This is a genomic window from Agrobacterium tumefaciens, assembly GCF_009649785.1.
Taxonomy (GTDB): domain Bacteria; phylum Pseudomonadota; class Alphaproteobacteria; order Rhizobiales; family Rhizobiaceae; genus Agrobacterium; species Agrobacterium tumefaciens.
The window spans coordinates 124,575-140,357 of sequence record NZ_WJOK01000014.1 but is presented as its reverse complement, the minus strand read 5'-3'; the positions used below and the strand labels follow the sequence as shown (position 1 = coordinate 140,357).

Genomic DNA, 15,783 nt, shown 5'->3' with positions numbered 1-15,783 from the left:
TCGTATATGGGTGAACGTCATCTTCCCCTCAAGACTGCTTCAAGTAGCGAACCCTGATGTCTCTTTTGCGGAATTTACCGTTTCATCCCGGCATTTGCCTCGGACGATTCCAATAGAAACATAAGCCTGACCCTGAAAACAGGTGGGAGTTTGCAGTTGAGTGATTTGGCGTCCTCCGGCGCGGGCGTTCATACAGTGATGCTTGATGCCCTTTGCGACGCGCTTGGCGCGGCGATCGTCGTTTACGACCGGAACGATCACATCGTTTTCGCAAGCCGGAAGCTTTTGAGTTTTTTTCCACTGCAAGAGGCCGTTATCGGGCCGGGCGCGCGGCTGCGCGACTATCTGAGCGCGCTTTACGATTGTTATCTTCTGGAAGCGGAAAGCCTGTCCGCCAATGCCCGGCAGCTGGGACGCGAGGAATGGATTGGCGAGCGGCTGGCGCTGCACTGGAAGGAAAGGTCTGAAAAAACCGAGCGGTTGAAGGGGGAGCGCTTCCTGCGCTTCGTCATGAACCGCCTGCCTTCCGGGCTGGGCATCAGCGTCGTTGCCGATATTTCCGAACAGAAGAAAAGAGAAGAACAGTGGCGCATCGACCTCGAACGCGTGCAGCTGATCGAAGACATTCTCGACAATCTGCCGTTTCCGGTCCTCGTCAAGGACCGGAACCTCGCCTATGTCGCCGTAAATAAAGCCGCCTGCACCATGGTCGAGACCAGTGCAGAGAGCATTCTCGGCCGCACGGTTTTCGATCTGCATTCGCGCCAGGTCGCAGGCCGGATCGACGCTGCCGATCGCATGGTGCTGGACAGCGGCACGCCGAGCATCCTTCCCGAAAGGGTGAGGCGCGCGAATGGTGAAGAGGTGCTGACGATTACCCGCAAGCAGCGGGTGGGTCGGCCTGGCCGGCATTTTCTGGTCACGACGATGGAGGACGTGACCGCGCTCGCCACCATCGACGCGAACGGCATGCCCGTCATCCCCTCGCTCGAACATGTCGATTTCGTCGCCTCCACCTATGGCAAGGATGAAGATCGCGATTCCGCAGGCGGTCTGCTGAAAAGCAAGGCAGTGCTGGTGGTTTCCGGAAACGGGCGCTTTGCCGAAGCCGCCTGCCACCGGCTGGCCGCGAGCGGCATGGATCATGCCGTGGTGAGGAGCGAGGAAGAACAGCGAAGTTTCATCGATATCGCCGCTTCCGCAGGCGTCGGCATCGATGTCGTCGTCGTCGACGCCCAGATGAGTGTCACATGCCTCGATATCGCGGCTGCGCATGACCTGCCGGTCGTCACCATCGAGGAAGAGGAGATCGATGCTTCGCTGCTGCATTATCTCGCCGTCGGCCTCAAATCGTCTCCGAAGCAAAAATCCTCCGACGAGGACTGGGAGATCATGACCGAAGACCTGCCCAAAATCCTCAAGACCGGCGGCGTCTGCGAGATACTTCTCGTCGAGGACAACAGGGTCAACCAGATCGTCTTCTCACAAATCCTCGAGGGATTGGGGCTTTCCTGGCGGCTTGCCACGTCGGGTGAGGAGGCGTTGCGTCTTTTTGAGGAGCAGGCACCGTCCGTCGTCCTGCTCGACACCACGCTTGGCGATATCGACGGTTTCGAGGTCGCCCGCCGTATGCGTGCACTGGCCGGCGACGAGCGCATTCCCATCGTCGGCGTCATCACCCACGCTTTCGAGGGCGATCTCGACAAATGCCTGGCGGCGGGCATGGAAGACATGCTGCTGAAACCCGTCAGTCCCGATATGGTCGATGCCGTTTTTCTGCGCCTTTTCGGCAAGGATGCCCTGCGGCTGCAAGCCTGAAGCTCCTCCATTTCAGCTTTTTGTGTTCGAGCCGCTGGCATTGCGGAGACGCCGCCGCATTTTCGGTGCGCGGTTCTATGGCTTTTTTAATACTTGCCCTGCATTGTGATCGCGGTCGACACGGGATTCACGAGATGCAGGAATGAAACGGGCAGAGCCGCAGGCGTTGCACGTCAGCCAGAACGAGCTGCAGGCGATGGCTTACAGCGATCCGCTGACGGGGCTTGGCAATCGTTACCGTTTGCGGGACAAGATCCGCATGCTCGCCAGCGAGCGTTCCAGCGATCCCGCGCCCTTCACCGTCGGCATTGCGAATATTGACGGCTTCAAACCCATCAACGATCTTTTCGGCGTGCAGGCGGGCGACGAGATTCTGTGCCAGGTCGCGCATCGGCTGAAGGCTTGCATTCCCGATGGCGCCGCCGTGACACGCCATGATGGCGACGAGTTCGCCTTCGTGCTGCCGCTGGTATTCGAACGCACCGGCGCAGAGCGCATCGGCAACATGATCAAGGACGTGCTTTCTGCGCCTTACGACCTCGGCGACCGCAACGTCCGGCTTTCCTCATCCTTCGGTTTTGCCATCTATCCCTTCGCCGGCGATGATTTCGAGGATTTGCTGAAAAGCGCCGAGACCGCGCTTTACCGCTCCAAGCGCCGTGGCCGTGGACAGATAACGGTCTATTCGCGCGAGATTGCGCAGGAAATGAAGCGCGCCACCCAGCTGGAACAGGCGTTGCGGAACGCCATCATCACCGATGCGATCGACGTGCATTTCCAGCCCATCGTCAGGCTGGAAGAAGCGAAGGTCATCGGTTTCGAGGCACTCGCCCGCTGGAACGACCCCGATCTCGGTTTCGTGTCGCCCGCCGTTTTCGTGCCGCTGGCCGAAGAACGCGGTTTCATCGACGCGCTGTCGGAAGCGCTGCTGAGGAAGGCGGCGGAAGCGGCGCTGTTCTGGCCGCGAGAGCTTTTCCTGTCCTTCAACCTGTCGTCCGCGCAATTGATGGACCCAGGCACAGCGGATAATATTCTGTCCATCCTGTCGCGTGTCGGCCTTGATCCGCACCGGCTGGAGCTTGAAATAACCGAAACCGCTGTCATGACTTCCGCCGATACCGCGCAGCGCATCATCAGCGAATTGCAGGGTGCGGGTGTTCGTATCTCTCTTGACGATTTCGGCACGGGCCAGTCGAGCCTTGGCCGCCTGCGCGACTTCACCTTCGACAAGGTCAAGATCGACCGCGCCTTTGTCTCCCGCATCAGCAGCGACCGTCCTTCGGAACATATCATCAAGGCCATCGTCGCCATGTGCGAAGGGCTTGATCTCGAGGTCGTCGCGGAGGGTATCGAGGAGCAGGCGGAAGAGGAAAAACTGCGCGCGCTCGGCTGCGCTATGGGGCAGGGCTATTTTTACGGCCGCCCCGCCGATGCCGCCGCCACGCAGCGTTACCTTCACGAGAACTATCGCGAGATCCTGTCGGATATTCCCTGAGAAATGGAGTGGCCTTGCACATAAGGCTGTAGGGACCTCCCCAACCTCATCCCTGTGACGAGCACAGGAATGAGAAGGCGGCACGCGCCGCGCTTCACAACCGGTAGAGCGGCTCGAACCTGCCCTTCACCTCAATCCCGAGCTCGAATGTCTTTCCGTGCTGCGGATTGGCGGCAATGGCGTCGTCGTCAAGATTTTCGCGGGCGGATGTGACGAGAAGGCGCGACGCATCGGGGCCGATGAAGGCCGGGCAGGTCGTCTGTCCCGCTGGCACCAGATAGCGTTCGATGTGGTTGCCGTCGGCATCGTAACGATCGACCGCACCCATCCCCCAGCGGGCGTTCCAGATATGCCCTTCCGCATCGCAGACCGATCCGTCGACGCCACCGTCGATGCCGGCGGTGTCAATGAACACCTCTGCCTTGCCGGTGGGAAGTCCCGTCTCGGCATTGAGCGGCACCCTCATCAGCTCGTTGACCTTGGTGTCGACGTAATATCCGGTCGCGCCATCGGGCGAAAAGCAGATCGAATTTGGAATGCTGACATCGGCAAACAGCTTGGTCACGGTTCCCCTGGCAACGTGGTAGATGCTGCCCGCGCCGATTTGCGCCTTGCGGCCCATGGTGCCGATCCACAGCGCGCCCGAGGGATGCATACGCCCGTCATTCGAGCGGTTGTCGGGCATGTCCTTTTCAAGCTCCGCATGCAGCGTCAACACGCCGGTTGCCGTATCGCGAAGGAAAAGGCCGTCATCGGAGGCGATCAATTGCTTGTGGTCGCTGATTTTCGCCAGTGCGCTGCCCATGAAGGGCAGGGCGTGCACCGTTTTGCGGCCGGAAGCGAGATGCAATTCATGCAGTTCGCGCCCGATGATATTGAACCACCAGGCCGTGCCGGTCACCGGGTCGAAAGTCGGGCCTTCGCCAAGCGTCATCGGCGTTTCGTCAAGAACACGTCCGGCAAAGGGAAAAACGGTCGCCATGCTTTTATCCTCCAATTGCTGCATCATAGGCCGAAACTGTGACGATGGCGCGCTCGCGCACCTCCGCAGCCGTCATGCCGGGCTTGTAGAGACTGGTGCCAAGCCCGAAAGCGAGGATGCCGGCGTTGGTATAGTCGGCGAAATTCTTGTCCGAGACGCCACCAACGGCGGCAATGACCAGATCCTTCGGCAGGATCGTCCGGATCGCTTTGATGCCGGACGGGCCGATGATGCTGGCGGGAAAGAACTTCAGCCCGGTTGCTCCGGCTTTTGCGGCAACCAAAGCCTCGGTCGGAGTCAGAACGCCCGGCATCGTCACCATGCCCTTGACGCGCGCGGCGGTGATGACGTCGGCATCGGCGTTGGGGCTGACCATCAGCTTGCCACCGGCGGCGTCCAGCGCATCCACGTCTTCCGTGCTGAGCACGGTGCCGGCGCCGATCAGGCAATCGGCGGGCGCCATCTTCGCGGCGATCTCGATCGAGCGGAACGGATCGGGCGAATTGAGCGGGATTTCGATGGCGCGGAAGCCGGTCTCGATCAGCGCGCCGACGACGCCTTCGGTTTCCTCGGGTTTAAGGCCGCGCAGGATGGCGATCAGCGGATATTTCATGGCGGGGAAGGGGATACGCATGGTGGGTCTTTCGTCCTTGAGCGGGATGGCGAAAAGCGTGAGCGGTTTTCGCCTGGAATTCCGCTCCACTGAATAATCTATGACCAGATGGCATTTGCGGCGGCTAACAACCCGCGCCGAACGGCCTCGTCTGCGTCGATGACAGTATATTGAATCTCAAGGGCTGCGAATGCACCCTCGTAAAGCGCACCGAGCGCGCCGGAGCCGATCAGCACCACCGGCGTGTCCCGCCGTACGGAGGAATGCGCACCGGCGATTTCCAGTCCGATCATGATGCCGGAAAGCTTGGCCTTGGCATCTGTCGCGGTGAGGCCGTGCAACAATTGTCCAGAGCGCAGGGTGAACAGACGGTTGGTGGCGAGCTGCGGATTGGCATAGACGTCGCGCACCGCCGCCCTGAATACCTCGTGCTCGCCGGTAAAGGCGTCGGCTTCCGCCACCGCATGGGAAAGGATGGTCTGTTTCGAGATGACCTCGAACAGCTCACCGGTCATGAAGGTGGCAAAGCCCGTCACGTCGCTGCCATCCACCGTTACCCATTTGGAATGGGTGCCGGGCATGCAGACCAGCTTCTTGCCGCCACCGGCGGAGCTGAGTGCACCGAGCAATTGCGTTTCTTCGCCACGCATCACATCAGGTGCGTTTTTGTCCCGCTGCGCCAACCCCGGCAGAATGCGGACGTCCCGCTCCTGACCCGGCACGCGCACCGCACCATCGAGAACCGCTGAAAGCGATGCAGGCACGTCGATATAACCGGCTTCCACCCAGCCCTGCCGCGCACCCGCCATGCCGCAGATAAGAACCGGCAGTTTTTCCGGTGCGCCGATGGCATCGAGATGCGATTGCAGCACCTCTGTAAAGCCGGTCCGCATGGCCGTCGTCATGCCTTCAGCACTTCTGCGCTCAGCCAGCACCGCGCCGGACCGGCTGAGCAGCCAGAGCCGGAAACTGGTCGTGCCCCAGTCGACGGCGATAAAAGCGGGTTCAGACATTATAACAGGCCTCCGTCTACGATTATGGATTGCGCGGTGATCGCGCTCGATGCCGATGATGCGAGAAACAGGCACGGACCCACCAGATCGGCGGCGACAAGCGTGCGCTTGAGACATTGCCGTGCCGTGGTCGAGGTGACGTTGTCTTCCGTCAGCCACAATTCTTTCTGCCGTTCCGTCACGATCATGCCCGGCAGCAACGTGTTGACGCGGATATTTTCCGGCCCCAACCGTCCGGCCAGGCTTTTCGTCAGGCCGATGATGCCGGCCTTGGCTGCCGCATAAGAAGGAAGCTCGCCCATGTTCAGCAAAAACGAAATCGAGGAGAAATTGATGATGGCTGCGTCCTGCGCCTGCCGCAGATGTGGCAAGGCGGCCTGAACCGTGAAGAACATCTGCTTGAGATTGACTGCCTGATTGGCATCCCAATAGGCTTCTGTGACGGTATCGATGTCGTGGCGGTCGTCCCATGCGGCATTGTTGACGAGCACCTTGATGCCGCCGGTTGCAGCTGCCGCCGCCTCCACGCTCTGCCGGGTCGCCGCAATATCGCGCAGGTCGGTCTTGAAGAAATGGACCGGATGGCGTGCGGCATGAGCAAGCCGCGCAACGAGCGCCACACTCGGCTCTTCGGCGATGTCGATGAACGCGACCCTTGCGCCCTGCGCCGCAAAGGCCTCCACCAGCGATGCCCCGATGCCGGAGCCGCCGCCGGTGACGAGCACGCCCGCGTCCTTGAGGTCAGGGAAATGGGCTTGCATCATCGGCATCGTCTCGTCCAGTGAGGGGCTTGATTGTTCCATTATTTGGAACTAGATTTTACTAAGTGGAATTATTCTCTTGGCCGCAGGCTTATGTCAAGACAGATGACGGTGGATGTTGCCATGCCCGATCACAAAAACCCAAATGACAGCGAGCATGAGGTGGTTCCTGCCTTGGAGCGAAAAAAGGAAAGCGTAACCGGCACGCTTGGTAAGGCCGTCTCGCTTCTGGAGCTTATCGCCCTTGCCGAAAAACCGATGCGCTTCACCGACGTTGTCGAGGCTTGCGGCCAGCCGCGCGGCACGGTGCACCGCCAGCTCGCCCATCTCGTGGCCGAAGGTCTGGTCGATCATGTCGCCGACCAGACCTATGTCGTGGGTCTGAGGCTGCTGCAATTGGCTGCCAAGGCCTGGAGCAGCAATGATCTGCGCAGCGTTGCCGCGCCGCATCTGGCGGCATTGCAGGAGGCGACGCAGGAATCCGTGCATCTTGCCGTTCTGAACGGCGGGCAAGTCACCTATCTGGACAAGATGGAGGGCAAGCATACTTTGCGCATGCACTCGCAGGTGGGCAAGACATCACCCGCCTATTGCACAGGGGTGGGCAAGGCCGCGCTGTCAATGCTTTCCCCTGACGATCTCGCTGCACTTGCCGCAGAGCTGGACTTCCACCGCTTCACGCAAAATACGATCGTAACCCCGCAAATGCTGGCGCAGGATGTGGCCGCCATTCGCAGCAATGGCTACGGTTTCGACCTTCAGGAGCATGAAATCGGCATCCACTGCGTTGCCGCGCCGGTAATGGCGCCGGGGCGCAATTTTCTCGCGGCGATTTCCGTCACCGGCCCAGCCTATCGCGTGGATGTGGAGCAACTGCGGAAATGGGGTCCTCTGGTGCGCGAAACGGCCGATCAAATTTCGGCGGAACTTGCCTGCAGATTATCTCCGGTTGCGAATGGTTGAGAAAAATGGATGCGTGAAGCTGTTGGTTTCCGCTTCAAAAACGGCAGATCGCGCGCCGATGCGTGTAAGTGAAATCTTATTTTCGATTATTCGGAATTAAGTTTCAACTTTTGTTTGCATGAATCATTTTGGCGAGTAACATCCGCGCAATTTCCGCACGAAGGCAGGCCTTTGCGGCGGTATTTTCTCTTTTTTGAAGAACCGCTTCATGCAGAAAACAGAGACGGCCGCCGTTCAGTCGATTGGTGTTGATTGCGTTCGCGAGATCGCCGGTCTCAACACGCAATTTGATATATTCCGGTTTTTGAAACGGCTGACGGAAGCCTGGGGATTCAAGGCCTTCATGGTGCTTGACCTGTCGGCCGAAATGGCGAGCGAATTGTCGCAATGCACCATCATCACCAGCTGGCCGGCCGAGCTTTTGCAGCGTTATGACGAAGAGGGCCTGCTGCAGAGAAGCCGGGTTATGGCGCAGTTGAAAAAATCGACCACTCCCTTTTCCGTCTCCCTGGATTTTCTGGTCAGCGGCGACGAAAACGCGCCGAAGAAACCGGTCATCGGACTTTTTGAGCGGTTCGATATGATCAATTCGGTGTGGTTTCCCGTTCACGACATCACCACGATGCGGGGAGCGGTGTCTTTTTCCGGTAACAAAACGAGTTTGCCCACCAGCCAGCTAGCGGAACTTTTTTACATTTCCAGCCACATCTTTGCCCGGCTATCTGAAATCCGCCGCCTTGACCTGCGGGTTCCCGAGACATTGAACGAGCGCGAGATAGATTGTCTGAACTGGACGGCCGCCGGCAAGACCAGCGCCGAGATCGCTGAAATCATGATGCTCTCGGAACATACCATCAATCACTACCTGAACCGTGCGACGAAAAAACTCGATACGGTCAACCGCACCCAAGCCGTCGCAAAGGCGCTCCGGGTCGGTCTGATTAAATAGCGAAACCGCAAATTTATCATTGTGATAAATGGGTTCCTGGGCGATCCTTCTTTCGAATCACCGGGAAGGAGAAATCGTTTGCCGGAACGGCATAGGATAAAAGCGGGGTTTTCTCCGACTGTCGATTGCGCCGTACTGATAGCCGCTGCCGAAAAAGGCTTTGCTGCCGACGAAGGCGTCGAACTGGAACTCATCCGAAAACAATCCGCGCGCGCCGTGCTTGCAGCACTTGGCGAGGACGAGGTTCAGATCGCCCATTTGCCCGCCGCGGTTCCTGTCGGTTCCGCGGTTGGCCTCGATGACCTGCCGGCCGATATTGTCGGCGTCTTCACTCTTTCCCTTGGCGGATCGGCAACGACCGTTTCGCACGGATTTTTCGACGAGCTTTACCGGGAGGGCATGAAGCTGCCGGACCCGGCCGCGTTCGGGCGGGCGATGGCCCGTGTCTGTTCCGCGCGCCGGGCGGCGGGTGAAAAACCGCCGGTCTTTGCGATCGAGGATATCGTGTCCACGCCGTTTTATGCGTTGCGTTATCTGCTCGGAAGCTGCGGTGTGCTGCTCGGCCGCGACATGGAAATCGTCGAAGCCCTGCCGAAGGCTATGCCGGCACTTTTGGAAAGCGGCAAGGTCGATGCGCTCTGTACCGCCGAACCGGCGGGCAGCGCTGTGGTGCTGGGTGGCGGCGGGCGGATCGTCACCACGGGAGCGCTGATCTGGCACAATGCGCCTGAAAAGATACTGGCCGTGAAGCGGCCCTGGGCGGAAGAGAACGCCACTGTGCTGGAAGGCTTGCTGCGTTCGCTTTATCGCGCCGGCGAATGGTGCGCCAACTCCGCCAATATCGAGGAACTTACCGGCATTCTTGCCGCCCCCCATTATATTGACGAGAACGGCGAATTCCTGCTTCCGGCGCTGACAGGCTATATTTCCACTTCGCAAAGGGACATGCAGCGTTTTCAGGAGTTTTTCGTAACAAGCGCCAAGGCCGCCAATTTCCCCTGGCAAAGCCAGGCGCTGTGGTTCTTCAGCCAGATGTTGCGCTGGGGCGAGGTTCCCCCCGATCGCCGGTTCGATGCAGCCGTGGTGGAGGCCGCACGCAATGCCTATCGGCCGGATATCTTCCGCAAGGCGATGAAGCCGCTTTTCGTGCCGGTGCCGGGCGCGAACCTGAAGCTGGAAGGCACGTTGCGGGAGCCGGTCCATGTCGGGGCGTCACGCTCGGGTCTTGTCCTCGGCCCCGACTGTTTTTTCGATGGTCGGGTTTTCGATCCGGAAACGCTTGATATGGACGACGAAATCTGAAGTCTGCGAATAAACCGTCGCGGTGATCCGCTGTTTGCGGTTTGGCATTGGCGAACGGGCCGCGTTTGTCTATGGATGGCGCGGAATGCAGCCCATATCCGGCGGGATGATGTAGCGGAGTAAACATATGGCAGAGGTCAGCAAGCACCAGGTCGAAAAGGCTTTGGAGGCAGTCATCTATCCGGGCAGCGGCAAAAGCATTGTGGCGCTTGGCATGGTCTCGGAAATCTTCATCGCCGACGCGAAAGCCTATTTCTCTATTACCGTCCCGGCCGACAGGGCAGCCGACATGGAGCCGTTGAGGCTTTCGGCTGAACAGGCCGCCAAGGGCGTTCCGGGTATCGCCGGTGCCGTCGTCGCGCTGACGGCGGATCGCAAACCCGGCACACAACAACCCGCACCGGCGCGCCCGGCACCAGCACCCGCGCGCCCTGCGGCTGCGACCGGCCGCCCGCCCGCGCAACCCGGCTCGTCGAAGGTCGGCGTTCCCGGCGTCGGCGCGATTATCGCCGTTGCCTCGGGCAAGGGCGGGGTCGGCAAGTCCACGACCGCCGTCAACCTGGCGCTGGGCCTGCAGGCGCTGGGCCTCAAGGTTGGCATGCTCGACGCCGACATTTACGGCCCCTCGCTGCCACGACTGCTGAAGATTTCAGGACGCCCGCAGCAGCAGGAAGACCGCATCATCATCCCCATGGAAAATTACGGACTGAAGGTCATGTCCATGGGATTTCTGGTGGATGAGGAAGCGGCGATGATCTGGCGCGGGCCGATGGTTCAGTCCGCATTGATGCAGATGTTGCGTGAAGTCGCCTGGGGTGAACTCGATGTGCTGGTGCTCGACATGCCGCCTGGCACCGGCGACGCGCAACTCACCATCGCCCAGCAGGTGCCGCTCGCCGGCGCCGTCATCGTCTCCACGCCGCAGGATCTGGCGCTGATCGACGCGCGCAAGGGCATCACCATGTTCCGCAAGGTGGAAGTGCCGCTGCTCGGCGTCGTCGAGAATATGAGCTACTTCATCGCACCGGATACCGGCGCGCGTTATGATATTTTCGGCCATGGCGGTGCCAAGGCAGAGGCTGAGCGGATTGGCGTGCCGTTCCTCGGCGAAGTGCCGCTCACCATTTCCATCCGTGAAATGTCTGATGCCGGAACGCCGGTGGTTGCCGCCGAGCCGGATGGTCCGCAGGCCGCCATCTACCGCGATATTGCGGAAAAAGTCTGGGCCCGCATCGGTGCGGGCGAAAGAAAAGCCGCCCCGAAAATCGTTTTCGAATAACGTACCGGTTGCGGAAGAAAAAAAGGCCGGGCGGTCGCCCTGCCTGGATATATTTTAAAAACAATATGTTAACTGGTGGCTTCGGGAAAGGCCGATGCATTTGAACGCCAGAGATGCATCGCCTGCAATGCTGTCGCGAGAAAATATTGCTTGATTGGGTCTCGCTTTGGGAGCATAGCCCTGCGCCGTTTGGTTCTTGGTCCGTCAGTCCGGCGGGATGTGAAAATCCCGCTCGTTCCGGTGTTCCCTGAAGTGTCGTCCAAAGGTTTGCCGACCTTGAACAGGATATGTTAAGCAGCATTGCGGCTGAAGCCAGCGATGCGGACCGGAGAAACGGATTGATAAAAGCCTATCGCGCCAACTGCGAGGCGATCAGCCTGTCGCCAGACGACGGCCGTGAACAGATTCCCGACGATATCGTCTGGATCGACCTTATCAATCCGACGAGAACGGAAGAGCAGTATGTTGAAAAACTGCTGGGGCTTGAGCTGCCCACCCGCGAGGATTTGAAGGATATCGAACCTTCCAGCCGCCTTTACATGGAAGATGGCAACGTCTTCATGACCGCCTCTCTGGTTTGGAAGGCAGATTCCGACGGTCCACGCCTGACCGATGTCGCCTTCATTCTTGCCGGCAAGCGCCTTGTGACGATCCGTTATGCCGAGCCGAAATCATTCCACCTCTTCACCGCCGCCATCACCCGCGTGCCGCACGAGATGCGCAGCGGCACCGCGCTGTTGCTGAAACTGCTGGAAACCATCGTCGATCGCACGGCGGAAATTCTCGAAAACTCGGTGGCAGGCATCGACAATCTCGCCGCCGATCTTCTCGGCAGCCAGGCGCGCAGCAAGCGCAAGGCGCCGCGTTATCTGGAAGACCGACTGACGAACATTGCCGCCTATCACCGGCTGATCTCCAAGGTTCGCGACAGCCTTGCTTCCCTTGCACGCCTGCAGACTTTCCTGTCCACAAGTGGGCAGGTCCAGCAGGACAAGGAAGCGAGGGAACAGAGCAAATCGATCGGTCGGGATATCCAGTCGTTGAGCGAACATGCCTCCTTCGTTTCCGGCAATCTGACATTCCTGCTGGACGCTTCTCTCGGCATCATCAACATCGAGCAGAACGGCATCATCAAGATCTTCTCGATCGCGTCGGTCGTGTTCCTGCCGCCCACTCTGGTGGCGTCGGTTTACGGAATGAACTTTCAGCTCATGCCGGAGTTGAACTGGACGTTTGGCTATCCACTCGCGCTCGTCGTCATGCTGATGTCGGCAATCATCCCGTTTCTCTTTTTCCGTTGGAAGGGCTGGCTCTAAGGAGCCAGGATCATCATGTCTCAAATCGCAGACAAGGACTTTACCGAGAAGCCGGATTCGGATGACAAGCATCAGAACAAGGGGCTTTATGCCGCGATCCTTGGTTCTATCGGCGTCGTCTACGGCGATATCGGCACCAGCCCGCTCTATGCCTTCCGCGAAGCGCTAAAGCCGATCGCCTATGATGGCGTGACGAGAGAAGAAGTCATCGGCCTGACATCCCTGATGATCTGGTCTCTGACGATCATCGTGACGTTCAAATATATCACGCTTCTGCTGCGCGCCGACAATGACGGCGAGGGCGGCACACTCTCGCTTCTGGCGCTGTTGATGAAGACGGCGGGCACTCACCGCAGCGTTCTCATCGTGCTCGGCCTCATCGGCGCAGCCCTGTTCCTGGGCGATGCCATGATCACGCCGGCGCTATCAGTGCTTTCGGCGGTGGAGGGTCTGAAGCTCGTCACTCCGGCCATGGACGACTTTATTATTCCGATCTCCGTCTGCATTCTCATCGGTCTATTCGCGATCCAATCGCACGGTACGGGAACGGTGGCGAAATTCTTCGGACCGATCACCGCTGTCTGGTTCCTGGTCATGGGTGTAGCCGGCCTCATTCACATCGCCGATGATTTCGGCATTCTCTATGCCTTCAACCCCTGGCATGCGGTCGAGTTTCTCGCCAATGAAGGCTTTTATGGCATCGTCGTGCTGGGCGCGGTTTTCCTGACGATCACCGGTGCTGAAGCGCTTTATGCCGATCTCGGCCATTTCGGCCGCCGTCCCATCCAGTGGGCATGGTTCTGTCTGGTTTTCCCGGCACTGACGCTGAATTATCTCGGTCAGGGCGCGCTGGTTCTCAAGGACCCGGCGGCGATGTCCAATCCGTTTTATCTGATGTTCCCGCAATGGGCGATCCTGCCGGCCGTCATTCTGGCGACCGCCGCCACCATCATCGCCAGCCAGGCGGTTATAACAGGCGCGTTCTCGCTCGTGCGTCAGGCGATCCATCTCGGCTATCTGCCGCGCATGGAAATCCTCTTCACTTCGGAAACCAATACCGGGCAGATCTATCTTCCTGCCGTCAACACCATCCTGCTGTTCGGCGTCGTCGCACTGGTGCTCACCTTCAAAAGTTCGGATGCACTGGCCACCGCCTACGGCATTTCCGTTACCGGCGCGATGGTCGTCACCAGCATGATGTTCTTCGAATTCGTTCGCAAGCGCTGGCAGTGGTCCATCTGGCTGGCGATTGGCGTGCTGGCGCCGCTTCTGCTGCTGGAACTGATTTTCCTCGGTGCAAACCTGCTCAAGATACATGATGGCGGCTATGTGCCGGTGTTGCTGGCAATCGCTTTCACCATCATCATGACCACCTGGCAGCGCGGCTCGAAAATCCTTTTCGCCAAAACCCGCCGCAGCGATGTGCCGCTGAAGGCTTTCGTGGCTTCGGTGGAAAAGGAAAGCGCCCATGCGCCGGTGCGCGTGCCCGGCACAGCGATTTTCCTGACTGGCGATCCGGATGCCGCACCCGCTGCATTGCTGCACAATCTCAAGCACAACCACGTCCTGCACGACAAGAACGTGATTTTGACGATCCGCACGGAAGACCAGCCGCGCGTCCGCCCCGAAAATCGTTACACACTGACGAAGCTGAGCGATCGTTTTGCCGTGGTCGAACTGCATTTCGGCTTCATGGAAACGCAGAACGTCACCCAGGCGCTCGGTTACCTCAGGCGCACGGGTTACAAGTTCGACATCATGTCCACCTCGTTTTATCTCGGTCGCCGCAAGCTGGTGCCGGATCCGAAATCGGGCATGCCCGGCTGGCAGAACCGACTGTTCATCGCGCTTGCCGAAACGGCCGCCGATCCCTCGGACTACTTCCGCCTTCCGGCCAACCGCGTGGTGGAACTCGGGTCTCACGTCGTCGTCTGATTATTAGAAGGTGGTTACACATTAACGTGAAGCCGCGCCCGCGCGCGGCGTTAACCAAGCATCAAGGTTAATAAGAGATTCTCGAACACCTGTAACAAATATGGTTCCTGGTGTTCGGAGTGCTGGTTTTGCGTTCGAAAAGAGTAATGCGTCGTCGGTCCTTTGCGTCCCTTCAGGCATGGACCTCACCCATTGTCTTCGGCCTAGCTGCCTGGCTCGTCTTTCCTTCCATTGCCGCACGCGCGGATTTGGCCTCCCTGCTGGCAGGGCTGGACAATGGCGGCGAGCAATGGCGCATGGTGCTGACCGCGTCTCCGGCAGGCTCTGTCCATAATGCCTCGCTCACCTTTAACGATGCGGAAGGGGAGGCGGCGTTGCATGGCAGCGGCATGACCCTGCCCGATGGCCGCAAGGTGGCTTTCGTTACCAACAAGAAGGGTGACGAGACGACACCCGACAGCGAGCGCGTCAACCGTGCCGCCAAGAAGGGTCGCATCGTCGCAACCGAAATCATGCAGCCGCCAAAGGCCTTCACCGCCGGTTCCGTGCTGGAACGCACCAGCATGCTGGATATAGAGCCGCTGAAGCGCAAGGACCGCACGGCTTTTGTGAAACCGAAACGCGGCAGCGACGTCAAACTTGCCTCCTTCTATTTCCGCCGTGATGAAAAGAAGGCGGACAAAAGCGTCTCTCCGATGCTGGCGGAACTCGTCACCAACAGGACTCCCGATATTCTCGCCACGGCTTACGCGCCGGCCGAACCGGATTTCGCCCGTGAATCGCCGTTCGACGCCATTCTGAAAAAGCCGGAGGCCGGCCGCTTCGTGCCGTTGATCGGCGCGGACGATCACGCATGGGCGGCAACGCCGCTGCCCGCTGCCGTGTTTTCCGCAGCCGAACAGCAATGCCTCGCATCCGGCATCTATTTCGAGGCGCGCGGTGAATCGGTCAAGGGACAGGCGGCGGTGGCACAGGTGATCCTTAACCGCGTACGCAACCCCGCTTATCCGAAAACCATCTGCGGTGTGGTTTATCAGAACAAGGACTGGCGCAACCGCTGCCAGTTCTCCTTCGCCTGCGACAATATAAAGGACCGGGTGAATTCCGAACGTCACTGGAAAATGGCGCGCGAAGTGGCCATGGCAACCACCGCCGGCAAAATCTGGCTGACGGAAGTGGGCTCGGCGACTCACTATCATGCCGTCTATGTTCGTCCCGCCTGGGGAAAATCCATGAAGAAGGTCGGCAGGATTGGCTTGCACGTCTTTTATCGAACCTATGGTGGCGGCTGGAGCTGATACCACCGCCAATTTGTCGCAATTTGCGTGTCAAAAATGCCGATTCCCGGGGGAAACAT

Annotated in this window: 13 protein-coding genes; 9 read left to right on the top strand and 4 right to left on the bottom strand. The window is 59.4% G+C overall.

Annotation, left to right across the window (positions count from 1 at the left end):
• The first annotated feature begins 198 nt into the window (after positions 1-198).
• Positions 199-1,818 (top strand): response regulator, encoded by a 1,620-nt coding sequence (locus GH784_RS16460; protein ID WP_049790311.1) that lies wholly within the window; start codon positions 199-201, stop codon positions 1,816-1,818.
• Between the two features lie 142 nt (positions 1,819-1,960).
• Positions 1,961-3,313, top strand: a complete 1,353-nt coding sequence (locus GH784_RS16455; protein ID WP_003519050.1) for a putative bifunctional diguanylate cyclase/phosphodiesterase — start codon at positions 1,961-1,963, stop codon at positions 3,311-3,313.
• A 94-nt stretch (positions 3,314-3,407) separates the two neighbouring features.
• Here the strand turns inward: GH784_RS16455 and GH784_RS16450 are convergent, their stop codons facing one another.
• From GH784_RS16450 to GH784_RS16435, 4 genes are all read right to left on the bottom strand, one after another.
• On the bottom strand, positions 3,408-4,295 hold the full coding sequence (locus GH784_RS16450; protein ID WP_065702794.1) for an SMP-30/gluconolactonase/LRE family protein: 888 nt from the start codon (positions 4,293-4,295) through the stop codon (positions 3,408-3,410).
• Between the two features lie 4 nt (positions 4,296-4,299).
• Positions 4,300-4,929 (bottom strand): 2-dehydro-3-deoxy-6-phosphogalactonate aldolase, encoded by a 630-nt coding sequence (locus tag GH784_RS16445; RefSeq protein ID WP_065702813.1) that lies wholly within the window; start codon positions 4,927-4,929, stop codon positions 4,300-4,302.
• A gap of 77 nt (positions 4,930-5,006) precedes the next feature.
• A complete protein-coding gene (locus GH784_RS16440; protein WP_065702792.1) occupies positions 5,007-5,921 on the bottom strand; it encodes a 2-dehydro-3-deoxygalactonokinase in 915 nt (304 codons plus the stop codon).
• Positions 5,921-6,691, bottom strand: a complete 771-nt coding sequence (locus GH784_RS16435) for an SDR family NAD(P)-dependent oxidoreductase (RefSeq protein WP_065702790.1) — start codon at positions 6,689-6,691, stop codon at positions 5,921-5,923. The genes GH784_RS16440 and GH784_RS16435 overlap by 1 nt, the downstream gene beginning before the upstream one ends.
• A gap of 84 nt (positions 6,692-6,775) precedes the next feature.
• On the opposite strand from GH784_RS16435, the gene GH784_RS16430 reads away from it, so the two are divergent.
• The 7 genes from GH784_RS16430 (at position 6,776) to GH784_RS16400 (ending at position 15,724) form a co-directional block, all read left to right on the top strand.
• Positions 6,776-7,645, top strand: coding sequence for an IclR family transcriptional regulator (locus GH784_RS16430; RefSeq protein WP_065702788.1), 870 nt, complete (start codon positions 6,776-6,778; stop codon positions 7,643-7,645).
• A gap of 208 nt (positions 7,646-7,853) precedes the next feature.
• On the top strand, positions 7,854-8,594 hold the full coding sequence (locus tag GH784_RS16425) for a helix-turn-helix transcriptional regulator (protein WP_065702787.1): 741 nt from the start codon (positions 7,854-7,856) through the stop codon (positions 8,592-8,594).
• Positions 8,595-8,672: 78 nt separating this feature from the next.
• Positions 8,673-9,896, top strand: coding sequence for a CmpA/NrtA family ABC transporter substrate-binding protein (locus tag GH784_RS16420; RefSeq protein WP_003519038.1), 1,224 nt, complete (start codon positions 8,673-8,675; stop codon positions 9,894-9,896).
• 127 nt (positions 9,897-10,023) lie between these two features.
• A complete protein-coding gene (locus GH784_RS16415; protein WP_065702785.1) occupies positions 10,024-11,175 on the top strand; it encodes an Mrp/NBP35 family ATP-binding protein in 1,152 nt (383 codons plus the stop codon).
• 338 nt (positions 11,176-11,513) lie between these two features.
• On the top strand, positions 11,514-12,491 hold the full coding sequence (corA, locus tag GH784_RS16410) for a magnesium/cobalt transporter CorA (protein WP_003511691.1): 978 nt from the start codon (positions 11,514-11,516) through the stop codon (positions 12,489-12,491).
• Positions 12,492-12,506: 15 nt separating this feature from the next.
• On the top strand, positions 12,507-14,426 hold the full coding sequence (locus GH784_RS16405; protein WP_013635578.1) for a potassium transporter Kup: 1,920 nt from the start codon (positions 12,507-12,509) through the stop codon (positions 14,424-14,426).
• A gap of 146 nt (positions 14,427-14,572) precedes the next feature.
• On the top strand, positions 14,573-15,724 hold the full coding sequence (locus GH784_RS16400; RefSeq protein ID WP_194842975.1) for a cell wall hydrolase: 1,152 nt from the start codon (positions 14,573-14,575) through the stop codon (positions 15,722-15,724).
• Positions 15,725-15,783: the final 59 nt, after the last annotated feature.